This window comes from Neobacillus sp. NRS-1170, from assembly GCF_050468025.1.
Window position 1 is genome coordinate 26,610 of the sequence record NZ_JBITPF010000050.1, and the last position, 15,032, is coordinate 41,641.

The following is a 15,032-nucleotide window of genomic DNA, read 5'->3' on the forward strand; positions in this document are numbered from 1 at the left end:
TTAAATAATAACGGCTTTTTCTACAACTTCGACTAAACGGAAGCGTTTAGTAGCTGAAAGTGGGCGAGTTTCCATAATGCGAACAACATCACCGATTTTTGCCTGGTTTTGCTCATCATGAGCTTTATACTTTTTAGAGTACTTAACGCGTTTACCGTATAAAGGATGCTTTTTGTAAGTTTCAACAAGAACTGTAACGGTTTTGTCCATCTTGTCAGAAACAACGCGTCCTGTGTAAACTTTGCGTTGGTTACGTTCACTCATTTAGTGAACCTCCTCTCAATGATTACTTGTTTACGCTGATTTCTCTTTCACGAACAACAGTTTTCATACGAGCAATCGCTTTGCGTACTTCACGAATGCGAGCAGTGTTTTCTAGTTGTCCTGTCGCCAATTGAAAGCGTAGGTTGAAAAGCTCTTCTTTAAGAGATTTTACTTTTTGTTCAATTTCAGCAGTGGTAAGGTCACGAAGTTCATTAGCTTTCACTTGATTCACCACCAATTTCTTCTCGTTTTACAAACTTACATTTTACTGGAAGCTTGTGCATTGCAAGACGAAGTGCTTCACGTGCGATTTCTTCAGAAACACCCGCAATTTCGAACATGATTTTTCCAGGCTTTACAACAGCTACCCATCCTTCAGGAGAACCTTTACCGGAACCCATCCGCACTTCTAGAGGCTTAGCAGTGTAAGGCTTATGTGGGAAGATTTTAATCCAAACTTTACCGCCACGTTTCATGTAACGTGTCATAGCAATACGGGCAGCTTCGATTTGACGGTTTGTGATCCATGAAGCTTCCATAGCTTGTAGACCGAATTCACCGAAAGTTACTTCAGTGCCGCCTTTTGCGTTACCACGCATATTACCACGGTGTTGACGGCGATATTTTACGCGTTTTGGCAATAACATTATTATTTGCCTCCTTCCGCATTTTTCTTCTTAGTAGGAAGGACTTCTCCCTTATAGATCCATACTTTTACGCCTAGCTTACCGTAAGTAGTATCCGCTTCAGCTGTAGCATAGTCGATATCAGCGCGAAGTGTATGAAGTGGAACAGTTCCTTCGCTATAATGTTCAGAACGAGCGATATCAGCGCCGCCAAGACGACCAGATACCATTGTTTTAATACCTTTCGCACCAGCGCGCATTGCACGTTGAATAACTTGCTTTTGTGCACGACGGAAAGATACACGATTTTCTAATTGACGAGCAATATTTTCAGCAACTAATTTCGCATCCAGATCAGCTCTCTTGATTTCAAGGATATTGATGTGAACACGTTTGCCAGTAAGTTGATTTAATGCTTTACGAAGTGCTTCAACTTCAGTACCGCCTTTACCGATAACCATACCAGGCTTAGCTGTATGAACTGTTACGTTAACACGGTTAGCAGCACGTTCGATTTCTACTTTAGAAACAGAAGCATCTTTTAAACGCTTCGTGATATACTCACGAACTTTAAGGTCTTCGTGTAAAAGATCAGCGAAGTCTTTACCTGCGTACCACTTAGATTCCCAATCACGGATGATTCCGATACGCAAACCGACTGGATTTACTTTTTGACCCACAGCTTATCCCTCCTTCTTTTCTGTTAAAACGATTGTAATATGGCTTGTGCGTTTGTTAATTTGGCTTGCACGGCCCATTGCGCGAGGACGGAAACGTTTTAATGTTGGTCCTTCGTCAACAAATGCTTGCGCAACAACTAGATTGTTTACGTCCATTTCATAGTTGTGCTCAGCGTTTGCCATAGCAGATTTTAAAACTTTTTCAACGATTGGAGAAGCAGCCTTAGGAGTGAGATTTAAAATCGCCACAGCTTCACCAACTTGCTTTCCTCGGATTAAATCAACGACTAAACGTGCTTTACGAGGAGCAATACGAACTGTTCTTGCAACAGCTTTAGCTTGCATTTGGATGCCCTCCTCTCTTAACGTCTTGTTTTCTTGTCATCATTGCCATGCCCTTTGTAAGCACGTGTTGGAGCGAATTCTCCAAGCTTGTGACCTACCATGTCTTCAGTAACATATACAGGCACATGTTTGCGACCATCATAAACTGCGATTGTGTGGCCGATAAATTGTGGGAAGATCGTAGAACGGCGAGACCAAGTCTTAACAACTTGTTTGCTCTCAGTTTCATTTAACTTTTCGACCTTAACCATTAAATGATCATCAACGAATGGTCCTTTTTTTAAGCTGCGACCCATGAAGGTACCTCCCTTCGTGACTGTTCTACGGTTCTATCTTTGAACCGTAGTAGAGACACGTTATTTTTTGCGACGACGTACGATAAATTTATCTGATTTGTTTTTCTTCTTACGAGTTTTGTATCCAAGAGTTGGTTTACCCCATGGAGTCATTGGTGACTTACGTCCGATAGGCGAACGTCCTTCACCACCACCGTGTGGGTGATCGTTAGGGTTCATTACAGATCCACGTACAGTTGGGCGCTTGCCTAACCAGCGAGAACGACCTGCTTTACCAATCTTAATAAGTTCGTGTTGTTCGTTACCTACTTGACCGATAGATGCACGGCACTCAGCAAGAATCATACGAACTTCCCCAGAAGTCAAACGTACAAGAACATACTTGCCTTCTTTACCAAGTACTTGTGCGCTAGTTCCAGCAGAACGAACTAATTGTCCGCCTTTACCAGGCTTTAATTCGATGTTGTGTACAACTGTACCAACAGGGATGTTAGCTAGTGGAAGAGCGTTACCCACTTTAATATCCGCCTCTGGGCCAGACATTACTTCCATGCCAACTTGAAGGTTTTTAGGAGCTAAGATATAACGCTTTTCTCCATCAACATAATTGATTAATGCAATATTTGCAGAACGGTTTGGATCATACTCAATTGTGGCAACGCGTCCTGGAATGCCATCTTTGTTACGCTTAAAATCGATTAAACGATATTGACGCTTATGGCCGCCACCTTGATGACGAACAGTTAACTTACCTTGGTTATTACGGCCGCCTTTTCTCGTTAATGGAGCTAATAGAGATTTTTCTGGAGTGCTAGTTGTGATTTCAGCAAAATCAGAGCTAGTCATTCCGCGACGACCATTGGAGGTAGGTTTGTACTTTTTAATCGCCATTTTATTCCCTCCTCTTCTTGTTAGTTTTTAGCTTTCAAAGAATTCGATTTCTTTGCTGTCAGCTGTTAATTTTACGATTGCTTTACGACGCTTGTTTGTGTAACCGCCGAATTTACCCATACGCTTGAATTTACCTTTATAGTTCATGATGTTAACTTTCTCAACATCAACGCCAAAGATTTCTACAATAGCATCTTTAACTTGTGTTTTGTTAGCTCTCACATCAACTTCGAACGTATATTTCTTTTCAGCCATTAGGTCAGTAGAACGCTCAGTGATAACGGGGCGCTTAATGATATCGCGTGCATCCATTATGCAAGCACCTCCTCTACTTTTTCAACCGCTGCTTTAGTCATGATTAATTGATCATGGTTTACAACATCTAATACGTTGATTCCATCAGCTGTTACTACTGTTACACCAGGAATGTTGCGAGCAGAAAGCGCTACATTTTCATCTAGGTTAGCTGTAACAATAAGTGCTTTTTTCTCAACAGAAAGACCGTTTAAAACAGCTTTGAAATCTTTTGTTTTTGGAGCTTCGAACGCTAGGCTTTCTAATACTAAGATATTTTCTTCTAATACTTTAGAAGATAATGCAGATTTGATTGCTAAGCGACGAACCTTCTTAGGTAATTTATAGCTGTAGCTGCGTGGTGTTGGACCAAATACAGTACCACCTCCGCGCCATTGTGGAGAACGGATTGACCCTTGACGAGCACGGCCAGTTCCTTTTTGACGCCATGGCTTGCGGCCACCGCCTGCAACTTCAGAACGAATTTTAGTTTTATGAGTACCTTGACGTAATGAAGCACGTTGCATAACAATCGCTTCGAATAATACGTGCTGGTTAGGCTCAATACCAAAAACTGATTCATTAAGCTCGATATCACCAACTTGTGATCCGTTTTGGTTTAATAATGCTACTTTTGGCATTCCTTTGTTCCTCCTTTCTTATAAAGTGACTATGCTTTTACCGCACCTTTAATTTTTAATAATGCTTTTCTAGCTCCTGGAACATTACCTTTGATCAATAATAGGTTACGCTCAACGTCAACCTTAACAATTTCAAGGTTTTGTACAGTAACTTGTTCTCCACCCATACGTCCAGGTAATAATTTACCTTTGAATACACGGTTTGGAGCAACAGGTCCCATTGAACCAGGACGACGGTGGTAACGTGAACCGTGAGCCATTGGGCCGCGTGATTGTCCGTGGCGCTTGATTGAGCCTTGGAAACCTTTACCCTTTGAGATTCCTGTTACATCTACAATATCGCCTGCAGCGAAAATATCAACTTTGACTTCTTGACCAACTTCAAGTGCTGCTAAGTCGTCTCCGCGGAATTCGCGAACGAAGCGCTTAGGAGCAGTATTTGCTTTAGCAACATGGCCTTTTTCTGGTTTGTTAGTTAACTTCTCACGCTTATCTTCAAAACCAACTTGAACTGCAGTATATCCGTCAATTTCAACTGATTTCTTTTGAAGAACTACGTTAGCAGCTGCCTCAACTACAGTTACAGGGATTAAGTTGCCGTTACTAGCAAATACTTGAGTCATACCAATCTTTCTTCCTAAGATTCCTTTGGTCATTTAAGTCACACCTCCTGTAAATTTGTTCATTTATTTTGATTAAAGTTTGATTTCGATATCTACACCAGATGGTAAATCTAAACGCATTAACGCATCAACTGTTTGTGGAGTTGGGTTAACGATGTCGATTAGACGCTTATGTGTCCGCATTTCGAACTGCTCACGAGAATCTTTGTACTTATGAACCGCACGAAGAATTGTGTAAACGGATTTTTCAGTTGGAAGCGGAATCGGACCTGAAACTGCCGCACCTGAACGTTTTGCTGTTTCAACGATTTTTTCTGCAGATTGATCAAGGATTCTGTGATCATATGCTTTTAAGCGGATACGAATTTTTTGTTTTGCCATTATTTTCCCTCCTTTATTCGCCTATTTTCGAAATAGACAGTTCTCAGTGAAAATTTCCCACACACTCGCCATGGCAAAGCGGCCGGGTGTGTCAGCAACCTTCCACCTCATCGCAGTCAAAGACCAACATTGTCTATTATACATAAAACATAAAGCAAACGCAACATATATTACGATTTTTTTTATGCTTTCTGTGCTGAACACTTTTTTAATTATAGCGGCTGACATTTTCAATTTCAATCCCTAAATTAAATCTCCAATATTCTCCTAATTTATTACTCCAAATATTTAATCAATTCAATTCGTACATATATAATAGAAGAAACTGATTTCAACATAAAACTCAATCCCTGATTCACCTTATGTTTAAAAAAAAAGCATCAACTCCATGTGAGCAAATAATAGTAAACAGACGCATATCAAGATTGAACCAATCAATGGAGCAGCTAATTACAGCAACCAATTTAAAAACATGTATGATTTATTCTTTTTACCTAGCTTTTTTGCTACTTTGGTATATTTGCTCGTGATTTACTAAAATAGCTTCGAATCAAAATCATTATTAGAGCAATGAAGGGTATTCCCACTAAAAGCGGTAACCCGACGAAATAGGGCATTTTATAATAAAAAAATTCTTGATAGGCAATCTTATTTTTCGATCCAATCAATGAGTAAATAAAAATGAGAGAAATTACGGGGATAATCCAAGGCTGATACCTTTTAAATTTGAAAATGTCCGATAACCCAATCAAAACTGCATAGACATAGAGAATAATTTTTATAAAAAATCCTACCGCAAATGTCCCAACAACAATGGAGTCCATCCTCTGGATAATATGGCCAACGTTGATCTTTTCAACTGTCAAAAGCAAAGGGATTTCAACAGCCTGGGCGCCAATACCAATTACACTAATAATCAATAAAAAGGTCCACGAAAGACCTAACCCACTTAACAAAATGGACAGTACGCCCGTTCTTTTGACCAATTCAGGCTTATTTAAGTAAGGGAAAATCATGAGAAAAAGAAAAATTTCCCCAAAAGGGAAAAACAACGTTAGGGGTACAGCCTGTTTTAAAACAGGAAGCCAGCCAAATTCTAAAACAGGCTGTACGTTTTTAATTTTGATAATCCCGGAAGCAATAACCGTTAAATTCCCAATTACACCAAAGACAGCCATTGCATCAACAAGGATCTCCGCCGTCCTCCCCACCACTTCTATCCCTAAATAGCAAGCATAAGAAACCAATAACAGGCCGATTAAAATAATCACAGAGACTGGCGTTTCCGGTAAAATATAGGTCCCCATTGTATCTCCTAAATGACGCGCATTGACTGCGGCAACAAAGGTAAAATAGCAAATATATACTATGCCTAATGGAAGTCCGATATATTTGCTAAATACTTTAATTAAAATACCGGTAAAAGGAAGGGTTGGATACCGTTTGAATATTTGGAGGTATACAAAGAAAAAAAGAATGAGTGCGCCAAGCATGCCAAGCGTGATTGATATCCAAGCATCTTGTTTCGCTTGCATCCCCATTCTTGTCACAATTCCGGTTCCTAATTGAAATAGAAACATAAGAGAAAACAATTGTTTTGAATCAATTTTCGCATTTTCCATTTATATAAATTCCTTCCCATTAAAACGAAAATTTTCATTTAATATTTTTAACTTTTTACTGGTAAATTAAACCTCCACTTTATTTCATCTATATATACATAAATTTAAAGCCCCCGTATTTATAGAATACGCCTGTCTTAAGTGGAAATAATAACCTTAAAAATAGCAGGAATACGAGGGAAAAACTTTGAATTTTTTCAAAATGAAAAACAAAAAATCAATTAAATTCATGTGGGAAGATTTACAAAAAAAAGCTTCTGAACAAACGATTCAAACCAAACTAACCGAAGAAAAAAGCGAACCTTTAGAATCGAGTTTAACTTATAACCTCCAAAGAATTAAAGATTTGTTCGGAAACAGCAACGACATTATTATGCGGGAAATCAGAATAGGCAAGGAAGGCAGGATTAGAGCTTGTATCATTTTTACCGACGGTTTGATAGATAGTCAATCCGCCCAAAACTTCATCATGGAATCGTTAATGTTTGATTGGCGAACAACCGATCTAGAATCAGAATCAGTCACTGGTTCAAACCTTTTACACTATTTAAAAGAAATGGTTTTAACGGTCGGAGACATTCAGGATATAAGTGATTTTAATAATCTGCTCGATTCTCTTCTAAATGGGAAAGTAATTCTTTTGTTTGAAGGATATTGCCAAGGTTTCGCAGTTGAGATGAAAGGCGGAAAAGAACGGTCTGTTGAGGAGCCTACAACAGAAACGACTATCAGGGGGCCACGAGAGGGATTTACAGAAAATATACGAGTCAACACTGCTTTACTAAGAAGAAAGATTAGAGACCATAACCTATGGATTGAATCCAGAAAAATTGGAAAAGTATCTAAAACAAACGTCTCGATTATGTATATCAAGGGTATTGCAAATGATAAGATTATAGAAGAAGTACGTAGAAGACTCGATCGAATAAAGATTGACAGTATTTTAGAAACCGGTTATATCGAAGAATTAATTCAGGATGCAAAATGGTCCCCTTTTCCTACCATGTATCATTCAGAACGGCCAGATGCCATTGCTGCCGATTTATTAGAGGGCCGCATTGCAATCCTAGTTGATGGAACACCCTTTGTCATTACAGTTCCTGTCATATTCGCACAATTTTTACAGTCCCCAGAGGATTATTATAACCGGGCAGATATTACAACGCTTCTTCGTTTCCTGCGATATGTCGGTTTTTTAATTGCATTGTTAGCACCCTCGTTTTATATTGCGATTACAACCTTCCATCAAGAAATGCTGCCCACGCAATTACTTATTACTCTTGCTGCCCAGCGGGAAGGTGTTCCTTTTCCAGCCTTTATTGAAGCCCTTGCGATGGAAGTCAGCTTTGAAATCTTACGTGAAGCAGGGCTAAGAATGCCAAAAGCGATTGGCCAGGCGGTATCCATCGTTGGGACACTGGTCATTGGCTCAGCAGCTGTCGAAGCCGGATTTGTGTCAGCAGCAATGGTAATCGTTGTCGCCATTACCGCCATTTCAAGTTTTATAGTTAGTAATTATGAATTAGCCATTTCAATCAGGATGTTACGCTTTCCTTTCATGGGGATTGCTGCATCATTTGGTTTATTCGGCATCATTGTTGGATTGATTGCGTTAATTCTTCATATGTGCAGTTTACGTTCATTTGGTATACCTTATATGGCTCCGTTCGGCCCTTTTATTAAAGATGATCAAAAGGATGCTGTTTTCCGTTTTCCAAGATGGGCCATGTTTTCACGACCTCGTTTAATTAGTCAGACGAATATAACACGTGAAGACACCCCTGCCCCAAAACCGGATCCAAAATAAGTTCCCAAAACGAATTGGATTAATGATAATAAAATGAGTAGAAGCTGCCTTTTTTCCATAAAGGCAGCTTCTACTCATTTTTTACAAACAGTTTTTTATCAAGATTTATTATTTTTCTGATTGCATAGACAACTAATAGGAGTAAAGGAAGAACAAGTCCATATGTTAAAGAGTAAATGGGCCAAATATTATAGTCAAATTTGGCAGAATGGATAACATTAGGATGTGAAACCAAAGAAAGGGTGACCATAATCATCCCTAACGGTATTACAAGCGGTCGATAATCTTTTATGTTCATGGTTTGTACCAAGCCTGTTATGGAGGCGTAAAAATAAATCGTCATCTTAAAAAAGATCGTTATTTCCCACATGATGGCTAATATAGCTTCGATTCGCTGCAAAAAACCCCCTACTTTTAACCTCCTGGCTAAAGTATAGCTTGGATACAACTGTCTGGAACTAGTTTCTGGACCTACAACTAAAATAGTTAAAGTGATGAGGATAAATAAACATACACCGCCTATCACAATGGCACTAAAAAATTTTTTCTCTGCTTCCTTAGGTTGAGTCACTGAGATAGGAAAAACCATTAAAAAAACAATCAATGGCAAGGCGAAAACACTGGAAAAAAGAAAAACAGCCCGTATCATCGGTTTTATTCCTGTTTTCAATATAGGCTGCAGGTTATCAATCTTCCATAATTCAGGAGTTACTAATACAGAAACCATTATTAATATAAAGAAAAAAATAAATAAAGGAAATAACAATTCTGCTGAACGGGCTACTGTTTCCAGACCAAGACGAATTCCCATCACTAAGATACCCGCGAATATAATATGGATTGCAGCAGGAGGTGTTTCCTTAATAAGCTGTGTGGTCAAGAATGACCCAACATAATACAATAACTCTGTTGCGCCGATAAATGAATAGAAAACAAAGGTTAGAGAAACGGCCTTCCCTAACCATTTGCCTAGAAGTATTTCAATGATTTCAACCAGAGTCATCGTCGGGAACTTCCTCCCTATTGCGATGTGTAAAGCCACTATCAATAAACCAATGACTGTACCGAGTAATGCTGCTATCCACGCATCTTGTTTTACCTCATGTGCAAGAATTCCAGGAATCACTAATATAGTAGTACCTACAGAAAATAGAATGACTAATATTGCGAATTGCCGTGCACTAATTTTAACCGTTCTCAGCATATTCTTCACCATACCTATTTCAGCATTCCGTATATAAAATCACTAAATGGCTGCAAAACAGTCCTTATTCCATCAAGCGGATTCGGAATGGGCCAATTTAAACTTTTGGCAATGCCTAATCCTACAGCAAACAGCATTAAGAAAGAAAATACCCATAATTCTTTCGTTAACTTCTTTTTCCTCAAGTAAGGAATTTCAAAAGCAATCATTATTAGTGCTGCAACAACTGTTCCTGCAAAACCCAGCATCTGCAAATGCTCCCTCTATTCAAATTTCATCACAAAATTTTCCTATTCTCTTTTCTTAATTACTAGATAAAATATCCAATTCTCTACAGTCCCATTCTTACCTTCGGCTGATTTTTGTCGAACCTTCACGAATTACAACTTTAATTGCTTTTTTCATTGCTTAAAAAGCCATATTTTGGGGAGTATATAACTAGTTTTTATTCTAAAAGGAGTAATGGCATGAACCGAAAATTCCTTTTAATCATCATTTCAATATGCTCTCTTTCCCTTCTGACTTCATGTTGGAACCGAAAAGAATTAAACGAATTGGCCATTGTGGTTGGAATGGGGATTGATATTGAGGACGGAAAATTTATTGTGACTGTACAAGTGGTAAACCCTGGAGAAATAGCGGAATCGCAAGGCGGCGGTGGAAAATCACCCGTGGTCGTTTATCAAGAAAAAGGAAATACGTTGTTTGAGGCAATCAGAAGAATTACCACGGTTTCACCACGAAAATTATATTTCTCCCATCTTCGGCTTCTTCTTTTAGGAGAGGAATTTGCCAAAAAAGGAATTGCAAAATCGTTAGACTTTTTATCAAGGGATCCAGAAATGCGAACTGATTTTTATATTGTTGTAGCTAAAAATAAAAAAGCAGGCGATATCTTAAAAATTGTAACTACTATGGAAAGAATACCTGTTCAACAAGTATTTGAATCACTTCTGTCTTCGGAGGAAGCATGGGCAACAACCATGCAAATTACGATGGATCAATTGATTTACGATATTATTAGTGAGGGCATTAGTGCCAAATTAACTGGAATTAAGTTAATTGGAAGTGTTAAAGATGGAGAAAAATTGGAAAACACACAGCAAACTAAGCCTAATGCATTCCTAAAATATGATTCAATTGGAGTATTTAGAAAGGATAAATTTATTGGCTGGTTATCAGAAGAAGAAAGCAAAGGTCTCAACTATGCTTTAGGGAATGTTACAAATACTGTTGTAACCATTCCATGCCCTCAAAAAGGTATAACTGCTATTGAAATGATTCATACAAAATCAGAATTAAAAACAGAGATATCAGGTCATAAGCCAAAAGGAATCATAAAAATTGCCACAGAAGGTAATGTTCGAAATGTCCAGTGTAAGACACTCGAATTAACCAAACCAGAAACTATAAGTTTTTTAGAGAGAAAAACAAAGCAAAGTATTGAACATACCATTTACAAGTCTATAAATGCAGCACAAAGAAAATTTAAAATAGACCCATTTGGTTTTGGTGAAGCCGCGCATCGTTCCAACCCTGATTATTGGCATTTGATTAAGAAGGATTGGATGCAAATCTTTGAAAAATTGCCGGTAGAAATAGAAGTAAAGGTAAAAATACATAACTTAGGAAAAATTAAAAACTCCCCTCTCAATAAAATTAAGGACTAACCAGCTTTACTATCTCAACGATCAATGGACTCGTGAATAAAGGCATCGGATTGGAGGCTTGAAATGAAACGAAAAATCCTAATGATCATATTATTCAGCTCTGTTATCCTCCTCACTGGCTGCTGGAACAAAAGAGAATTAAATGAGCTGTCCATTTTATTAGGGTTGGGGATTGATAAAGAAAAAGAGCAATATATTATCACGGCTCAAGTGGTAAATCCAAGTGAAATTGCCTCTAAGAAAGGAGGCAGTGGAAAAGCGCCTGTGATTGTTTATCAAAGTAAGGGAGAAACATTATTTGAAGCAGTTAGAAAAATAACCACTGTTGCCCCAAGAAAGCTTTATTTCGCCCATTTACGAATTCTGGTCTTCGGTGAAGATTTAGCAAAAGAAGGTATTGGCGAAATGATTGACGCACTAATTAGGAATTCAGAGGTGCGGGATGATTTTTATATAGCAGTATCCAAGAATTCAAAGGCAGCTGATGTTTTAAAAGTATTAACCCCATTAGAAAAAATACCAGCTAATAGTTTATTTGCTTCGCTCGAGGTATCAGCAAAAGCATGGTCCCCTACCGAAGGTGTAACAATAGATAAACTTGTTTCTAACATGGTGAGTGAAGGAAATAATCCTATATTAACTGGTATAGAAATTAAGGGACCTGTACAAGCAGGTGAAAGTAATAAGAATGTAGATCAGACAAGTCCTAAAACCTCACTGCGATATAAAGGGCTGGCAGTCTTTAAACATGATAAACTGATTGGCTGGATGAATGAAAGAGAAAGTAAAGCGGTTCATTATGCCTTGGGCAAGGTGAAGAGCAGTGTAGGCTTTGTAAAATGTCCGCAAGGCGGAAAAGTGGTCCTTGAGGTGGTCAAAACAAAATCCAAATTAAATTCCGCAATTATTAAGGGCCGTCCGCACGGTTCTATTAACATTAAAATACAAGGAAATGTCGCGGAAGTTGATTGTCAAAGCTTGGATTTAACAGATCCAAAATCGATTCCCTATTTAGAAAAGGAATCAGAAAAGGCAATTACAAAAATTATTAAATCGACGATACAACATACTCAAAAAGACTTTCGAACTGATATTTTCGGTTTCGGTGAAGCACTTTATCGCTCTGAACCTGATTATTGGAAAAAACATAAAAAGGAATGGGAGCAATTGTATTCACAGATGCCGGTTTCCGTTAAGGTGGATATGAATATTCGTCAAACGGGTACAATCAATAATTCTCCACTTCATGAAATGAAATATAAATAGATCTTCCCAATCATATTAAATATGGTTTTATGGAAAAAGTGAGGAACAAGCATGCTTGAGAATGGTAAAATTTCACCTCATCAATTTACAATAATGATTGCATGTTTTATTGTGGGCGGAAGCGTTCTGTATGTCCCCTCAGGTCTTGTACATAGTGCGAAACAGGATGCTTGGCTTGCTAATATTATTGTCGTCGGGCTTGGGCTATTACTGGTGTCATTGTTCAATTTACTAGGAAGTAGATTTCCGACGATGAACCTAGCTGAATATAACGAAAAAATATTAGGGAAATGGCTTGGAAAATTCGTATCCTTGTTGTATTTCATTTATTTCTTTCTTAGCCTTGCTGTATTCATAAGACAAATCGGTGACTTTGTAATCATACAAATTCTCCCGGATACGCCAATTTTACCACTTCATATTCTTTTAATCGTCATAATGATTATGAGCATCCGATACGGACTAGAAACCTTTTCTCGAGCGATAGAAATTTTCTTTCCTATCATTTTTTTACTTTTTCTTATCTTTATCATATCGATTTTTCCGATGATTCAATTTCAGCAGCTTCAGCCCATATTAGACAATGGGATGAAACCCGTAATTAGTGCTGCTGTGAAATCCCTTGGGACACCTTATTTGCAATTAGTGCTGTTCTTAATGGTCTTCCCTGCAGTAAACCAATCGATAAAAGCAAAAAAATCCTTTTTGCTTGGAACAATAATTGGTGGAAGTGTTTTAACAATCGTTACTTTGCTTAGTATTTTGTGCCTCGGTACTTATTTTTCTGAGAATATGGAATTCGTAACCTATGCTCTGGCACTAAAAATCAATATTGGCGGCTTTTGGCAGCGCATAGAGGCCGTCATGGCCTTCATTTGGTTCATTACCATATATATTAAAATCACACTTTATTTTTATGCCTCCATTATATGTATGGGTCAAATTCTAGAACTAAAGGAATATAAATGTTTAACATTTCCATTAGGGTTAATTACGCTTGTTCTCTCTCTCATTATAAATAAGAATATAGTTGAATCTAATAAACAAGCTGAATGGTGGACCTCTTTTTCTCTCCCTTTTGGACTCTTTATCCCATTATTATTATTAATAGTAAGTAAGACAAGAAAAAAGGGCAGCTATTGACGATTTTGTTTATTGACAAATAAAAAAAAGCAGATGGATCGTCATCCATCTGCTTTTACATATATTGATTACTCAGTGATTTCAGTGATTGAACCTGAACCTACTGTACGGCCACCTTCACGAATAGAGAACTTAGTTCCTTCTTCGATCGCAACTGGAGCGATTAGCTCAACAGTCATTTCGATGTGGTCGCCAGGCATAACCATTTCAGTACCTTCTGGAAGGTTACAAATACCAGTAATATCAGAAGTACGGAAATAGAATTGTGGACGGTAGTTAGTGAAGAATGGAGTATGACGTCCACCTTCTTCTTTTGTTAAAACGTAAACTTGTGCTTTGAACTTTGTGTGTGGAGTGATTGATTTTGGCTTAGCCAAAACTTGTCCACGTTCGATTTCTTCACGAGCAACACCACGAAGAAGGGCACCAATGTTGTCACCAGCTTCAGCAAAGTCAAGAAGCTTACGGAACATTTCTACACCTGTTACAGTAGTAGATTTTGGCTCTTCAGTGAAACCTACGATTTCAACTACGTCACCAACTTTAACTACACCACGCTCAACACGTCCTGTAGCAACTGTTCCACGACCAGTGATTGAGAATACATCCTCAACTGGCATCATGAAAGGCTTGTCAGTGTCACGAGCAGGAGTTGGGATGAACTCGTCAACAGCAGTCATAAGTTCAAAGATTTTTTCTTCCCAAGCAGCGTCGCCTTCTAATGCTTTTAGAGCAGAACCTTTGATAACTGGAGTGTCATCGCCAGGGAAATCGTATTCTGATAATAGATCACGAATTTCCATTTCTACTAATTCAAGAAGTTCTTCGTCGTCAACCATATCACACTTGTTCATGAATACAACAAGGTAAGGTACGCCTACCTGACGAGAAAGAAGGATGTGCTCACGAGTTTGTGGCATTGGGCCGTCAGTTGCAGAAACAACTAGGATACCGCCGTCCATTTGCGCAGCACCAGTGATCATGTTTTTAACATAGTCAGCGTGTCCTGGGCAGTCTACGTGTGCATAGTGACGAAGATCTGTTTCATACTCAACGTGAGCAGTAGAGATTGTGATACCACGTTCTCTTTCTTCAGGAGCACCGTCGATTTGATCGTATGCGCGAGCTTCTGCTTTACCAGATTTAGCAAGAACAGAAGTGATTGCAGCAGTTAGAGTAGTTTTACCGTGGTCAACGTGACCAATTGTTCCGATATTTACGTGTGGCTTTGAACGGTCGAATTTAGCTTTACCCATTAGGAAATCCTCCTTTAATTTAA

19 protein-coding genes are annotated in these 15,032 nt (G+C 38.5%); 4 read left to right on the forward strand and 15 right to left on the reverse strand.

Annotated elements, in window-relative coordinates; genetic code table 11:
* The 12 genes from rpsQ to ACIFOT_RS21740 form a co-directional block, all read right to left on the reverse strand.
* Complete coding sequence (rpsQ, locus tag ACIFOT_RS21685; protein WP_019157093.1) at positions 1–264, reverse strand: 30S ribosomal protein S17; 264 nt, start codon at positions 262–264, stop codon at positions 1–3.
* Between the two features lie 22 nt (positions 265–286).
* A complete protein-coding gene (gene rpmC / locus ACIFOT_RS21690) occupies positions 287–487 on the reverse strand; it encodes a 50S ribosomal protein L29 (RefSeq protein ID WP_007085282.1) in 201 nt (66 codons plus the stop codon).
* The gene (gene rplP / locus ACIFOT_RS21695; RefSeq protein ID WP_430067691.1) at positions 477–911 is read right to left on the reverse strand and encodes a 50S ribosomal protein L16; all 435 of its coding nucleotides are present in this window, start codon (positions 909–911) and stop codon (positions 477–479) included. Before rplP ends, rpmC begins: the two co-directional genes overlap by 11 nt.
* 2 nt (positions 912–913) lie before the next feature.
* Complete coding sequence (gene rpsC / locus ACIFOT_RS21700) at positions 914–1,570, reverse strand: 30S ribosomal protein S3 (protein WP_289989307.1); 657 nt, start codon at positions 1,568–1,570, stop codon at positions 914–916.
* Between the two features lie 3 nt (positions 1,571–1,573).
* Positions 1,574–1,915 carry a 50S ribosomal protein L22 gene (gene rplV / locus ACIFOT_RS21705; protein ID WP_098533214.1) on the reverse strand — a complete coding sequence of 114 codons (342 nt, stop codon included), beginning with the start codon at positions 1,913–1,915 and terminating at the stop codon, positions 1,574–1,576.
* A gap of 17 nt (positions 1,916–1,932) precedes the next feature.
* Positions 1,933–2,211: a 30S ribosomal protein S19 gene (gene rpsS / locus ACIFOT_RS21710; RefSeq protein ID WP_040203241.1), complete on the reverse strand. Its 279-nt coding sequence runs from the start codon at positions 2,209–2,211 to the stop codon at positions 1,933–1,935.
* A gap of 60 nt (positions 2,212–2,271) precedes the next feature.
* Positions 2,272–3,102 (reverse strand): 50S ribosomal protein L2, encoded by an 831-nt coding sequence (gene rplB, locus ACIFOT_RS21715; RefSeq protein ID WP_430067696.1) that lies wholly within the window; start codon positions 3,100–3,102, stop codon positions 2,272–2,274.
* 27 nt (positions 3,103–3,129) lie between these two features.
* Positions 3,130–3,414: a 50S ribosomal protein L23 gene (rplW, locus tag ACIFOT_RS21720; RefSeq protein ID WP_430067699.1), complete on the reverse strand. Its 285-nt coding sequence runs from the start codon at positions 3,412–3,414 to the stop codon at positions 3,130–3,132.
* A complete protein-coding gene (gene rplD, locus ACIFOT_RS21725) occupies positions 3,414–4,037 on the reverse strand; it encodes a 50S ribosomal protein L4 (protein WP_430067701.1) in 624 nt (207 codons plus the stop codon). The genes rplW and rplD overlap by 1 nt, the downstream gene beginning before the upstream one ends.
* A gap of 29 nt (positions 4,038–4,066) precedes the next feature.
* Positions 4,067–4,693, reverse strand: coding sequence for a 50S ribosomal protein L3 (rplC, locus tag ACIFOT_RS21730; RefSeq protein ID WP_430067704.1), 627 nt, complete (start codon positions 4,691–4,693; stop codon positions 4,067–4,069).
* A gap of 39 nt (positions 4,694–4,732) precedes the next feature.
* The gene (gene rpsJ / locus ACIFOT_RS21735; RefSeq protein ID WP_007085291.1) at positions 4,733–5,041 is read right to left on the reverse strand and encodes a 30S ribosomal protein S10; all 309 of its coding nucleotides are present in this window, start codon (positions 5,039–5,041) and stop codon (positions 4,733–4,735) included.
* Positions 5,042–5,547: 506 nt separating this feature from the next.
* Positions 5,548–6,663, reverse strand: a complete 1,116-nt coding sequence (locus ACIFOT_RS21740) for a GerAB/ArcD/ProY family transporter (protein ID WP_430067707.1) — start codon at positions 6,661–6,663, stop codon at positions 5,548–5,550.
* A gap of 229 nt (positions 6,664–6,892) precedes the next feature.
* Here ACIFOT_RS21740 and ACIFOT_RS21745 point away from each other — a divergent pair, with 229 nt between their 5' ends.
* Positions 6,893–8,470, forward strand: a complete 1,578-nt coding sequence (locus tag ACIFOT_RS21745; protein ID WP_430067803.1) for a spore germination protein — start codon at positions 6,893–6,895, stop codon at positions 8,468–8,470.
* Positions 8,471–8,540: 70 nt separating this feature from the next.
* Here ACIFOT_RS21745 and ACIFOT_RS21750 read toward each other — a convergent pair whose 3' ends face one another.
* Together ACIFOT_RS21750 and ACIFOT_RS21755 are read right to left on the reverse strand one after the other, a co-directional pair.
* Positions 8,541–9,674 carry a GerAB/ArcD/ProY family transporter gene (locus tag ACIFOT_RS21750; protein WP_430067709.1) on the reverse strand — a complete coding sequence of 378 codons (1,134 nt, stop codon included), beginning with the start codon at positions 9,672–9,674 and terminating at the stop codon, positions 8,541–8,543.
* 14 nt (positions 9,675–9,688) lie between these two features.
* On the reverse strand, positions 9,689–9,922 hold the full coding sequence (locus tag ACIFOT_RS21755; RefSeq protein ID WP_430067712.1) for a hypothetical protein: 234 nt from the start codon (positions 9,920–9,922) through the stop codon (positions 9,689–9,691).
* Between the two features lie 219 nt (positions 9,923–10,141).
* Between ACIFOT_RS21755 and ACIFOT_RS21760 the strand changes: the two genes are divergently transcribed.
* The 3 genes from ACIFOT_RS21760 (at position 10,142) to ACIFOT_RS21770 (ending at position 13,753) form a co-directional block, all read left to right on the forward strand.
* The gene (locus ACIFOT_RS21760; protein ID WP_430067714.1) at positions 10,142–11,344 is read left to right on the forward strand and encodes a Ger(x)C family spore germination protein; all 1,203 of its coding nucleotides are present in this window, start codon (positions 10,142–10,144) and stop codon (positions 11,342–11,344) included.
* A 63-nt stretch (positions 11,345–11,407) separates the two neighbouring features.
* Positions 11,408–12,610, forward strand: a complete 1,203-nt coding sequence (locus ACIFOT_RS21765) for a Ger(x)C family spore germination protein (RefSeq protein ID WP_430067716.1) — start codon at positions 11,408–11,410, stop codon at positions 12,608–12,610.
* Positions 12,611–12,661: 51 nt separating this feature from the next.
* Positions 12,662–13,753 (forward strand): GerAB/ArcD/ProY family transporter, encoded by a 1,092-nt coding sequence (locus ACIFOT_RS21770; RefSeq protein WP_430067719.1) that lies wholly within the window; start codon positions 12,662–12,664, stop codon positions 13,751–13,753.
* Between the two features lie 68 nt (positions 13,754–13,821).
* Here ACIFOT_RS21770 and tuf read toward each other — a convergent pair whose 3' ends face one another.
* Complete coding sequence (gene tuf, locus ACIFOT_RS21775) at positions 13,822–15,009, reverse strand: elongation factor Tu (RefSeq protein WP_430067722.1); 1,188 nt, start codon at positions 15,007–15,009, stop codon at positions 13,822–13,824.
* Between the last annotated feature and the right edge of the window lie 23 nt (positions 15,010–15,032).

Coding starts and splice junctions, on each gene's coding strand:
- rpsQ (WP_019157093.1), bottom strand. CDS start 264: ATGAGTGAACGTAACCAACGCAAAGTTTACACAGGACGCGTTGTTTCT.
- rplP (WP_430067691.1), bottom strand. CDS start 911: ATGTTATTGCCAAAACGCGTAAAATATCGCCGTCAACACCGTGGTAAT.
- rplV (WP_098533214.1), bottom strand. CDS start 1,915: ATGCAAGCTAAAGCTGTTGCAAGAACAGTTCGTATTGCTCCTCGTAAA.
- rpsS (WP_040203241.1), bottom strand. CDS start 2,211: ATGGGTCGCAGCTTAAAAAAAGGACCATTCGTTGATGATCATTTAATG.
- rplB (WP_430067696.1), bottom strand. CDS start 3,102: ATGGCGATTAAAAAGTACAAACCTACCTCCAATGGTCGTCGCGGAATG.
- rplW (WP_430067699.1), bottom strand. CDS start 3,414: ATGGATGCACGCGATATCATTAAGCGCCCCGTTATCACTGAGCGTTCT.
- rplD (WP_430067701.1), bottom strand. CDS start 4,037: ATGCCAAAAGTAGCATTATTAAACCAAAACGGATCACAAGTTGGTGAT.
- rplC (WP_430067704.1), bottom strand. CDS start 4,693: ATGACCAAAGGAATCTTAGGAAGAAAGATTGGTATGACTCAAGTATTT.
- rpsJ (WP_007085291.1), bottom strand. CDS start 5,041: ATGGCAAAACAAAAAATTCGTATCCGCTTAAAAGCATATGATCACAGA.
- ACIFOT_RS21740 (WP_430067707.1), bottom strand. CDS start 6,663: ATGGAAAATGCGAAAATTGATTCAAAACAATTGTTTTCTCTTATGTTT.
- ACIFOT_RS21745 (WP_430067803.1), top strand. CDS start 6,893: ATGTGGGAAGATTTACAAAAAAAAGCTTCTGAACAAACGATTCAAACC.
- ACIFOT_RS21750 (WP_430067709.1), bottom strand. CDS start 9,674: ATGCTGAGAACGGTTAAAATTAGTGCACGGCAATTCGCAATATTAGTC.
- ACIFOT_RS21755 (WP_430067712.1), bottom strand. CDS start 9,922: ATGCTGGGTTTTGCAGGAACAGTTGTTGCAGCACTAATAATGATTGCT.
- ACIFOT_RS21760 (WP_430067714.1), top strand. CDS start 10,142: ATGAACCGAAAATTCCTTTTAATCATCATTTCAATATGCTCTCTTTCC.
- ACIFOT_RS21765 (WP_430067716.1), top strand. CDS start 11,408: ATGAAACGAAAAATCCTAATGATCATATTATTCAGCTCTGTTATCCTC.
- ACIFOT_RS21770 (WP_430067719.1), top strand. CDS start 12,662: ATGCTTGAGAATGGTAAAATTTCACCTCATCAATTTACAATAATGATT.
- tuf (WP_430067722.1), bottom strand. CDS start 15,009: ATGGGTAAAGCTAAATTCGACCGTTCAAAGCCACACGTAAATATCGGA.